Here is a 1527-nt window from a genome sequence, read left to right as displayed (position 1 = left end):
CGCTGCCGGAGCCGCCGACCTACGCCGACCTGGACTACCACCTGACCACGCTGTTCCCGCCGGTGCGCCCGCGCGGCTACTTCGAGGTGCGCTACCTGGACACGCAGGGCGGGGATGGCTGGATGCTGCCCGCCGCCGCGCTGTTCGCGCTGTTCGCCGACGAGTCCACGGTGGACGAGGTGGTGGAGCTGGCCGCTCCCGCCGCGGGCCGGTGGGTCGACGCCGCCCGTTGCGGGCTGCAGGATCCGGTGCTGGCCCGCACCGCCGCGGACGTGCTGGCGCTGGCCGCCCGCCGCCTCGACGGGACGCATCCGCAGCTGGCAGGACGCCTCGCCGAGACCGTGGCAGGCCGACTGGCCGCGGTCGGCGCTTCGAGCTGAACCCGCGCGTTTGGAATCCCGCGCGCCGGGGCAGCGAACAGAAGGGCCTTGGCGCGTTCCCGCGAAACCCTGGAGGTGATCCGGTGAGCACCGAGCCGCCGAACGAACGCCCTGCGAGCAGGGGAAACCTGGCCGAGCTGGGTATCGAGCGACTGCGTTCCCGCGCGGCCGAAGACCTCGTCCGCACCCGTGAGCGCAGCGCCGTGCTCACCGACAGCGTGGACGACGACGACCTCGTCCAGCAGCACTCGCCGCTGATGTCGCCGCTGGTGTGGGACCTCGCGCACATCGGCAGTCAGGAGGAGATCTGGCTGGTGCGCGACGTCGGCGGGCGCGAGGCGGTCCGCCCGGACATCGACGACCTCTACGACGCGTTCCAGCACCCGCGTTCGGACCGCCCGCAGCTGCCGCTGCTCGGCCCGTCCGAAGCGCGCTCCTACGTGGGAACCGTGCGGGACAAGGTGCTGGACCTGCTCGACAGCACGCCGCTGGAGGGCCGCAGGCTGGTGGACCGGGCGTTCGCCTTCGGCATGATCGTGCAGCACGAGCAGCAGCACGACGAGACGATGCTGGCGACTCATCAGCTGCGCAAGGGCGCCCCGGTGCTCACCGACGTGCAGCCGCCGTCGGCGTCCGAAGTGGACGGTCTGGCGCCGGAGGTCTTCGTGCCCGGCGGACCGTTCGTGATGGGCACCTCCACCGAGCCGTGGGCGCTGGACAACGAGCGGCCCGCGCACCGGGTGCACGTGGACGACTTCGCCATCGACAGCACACCGGTCACCAACGCCGCGTTCATGCGGTTCATCGAAGCCGGCGGATACGAGCAGCCGCGCTGGTGGAGCGAGGACGGCTGGGCCTACCGGCAGCGCGCCGAGCTGTCCGCGCCGCGGTTCTGGCGGCGCGACGGCGATCGCTGGATGCGCCGCCGCTTCGGGCACGTCGAACCGGTGCCGGGTGACGAGCCGGTCATGCACGTCAGCTTCCACGAAGCCGAGGCGTACGCGCGCTGGGCGGGCAAACGGCTGCCGACCGAGCAGGAGTGGGAGAAGGCGGCCCGGTACGACCCGCGCAGCGGCCGCTCGCTGCGTTACCCGTGGGGCGATGAGGACCCGTCGCCGGAGCACGCCAACCTCAACCAGCGGCACCT

At 72.5% G+C, this 1527-nt stretch carries 2 protein-coding genes; both read left to right on the top strand.

The window, feature by feature from the left end; genetic code table 11:
- Positions 1 to 380, top strand: a 380-nt coding sequence (locus IJH84_RS28755; RefSeq protein WP_295151176.1) for a glutamate-cysteine ligase family protein, incomplete at its 5' end; no start/stop codon positions are given.
- A gap of 83 nt (positions 381 to 463) precedes the next feature.
- Positions 464 to 1527, top strand: a 1064-nt coding sequence (locus tag IJH84_RS28750; RefSeq protein WP_295151174.1) for an SUMF1/EgtB/PvdO family nonheme iron enzyme, incomplete at its 3' end; no start/stop codon positions are given.

This window comes from Saccharopolyspora sp. (assembly GCF_017434145.1).
GTDB lineage: Bacteria > Actinomycetota > Actinomycetes > Mycobacteriales > Pseudonocardiaceae > Saccharopolyspora_C > Saccharopolyspora_C galaxeae.
This window is presented reverse-complemented; position numbering and strand designations above follow the sequence as displayed.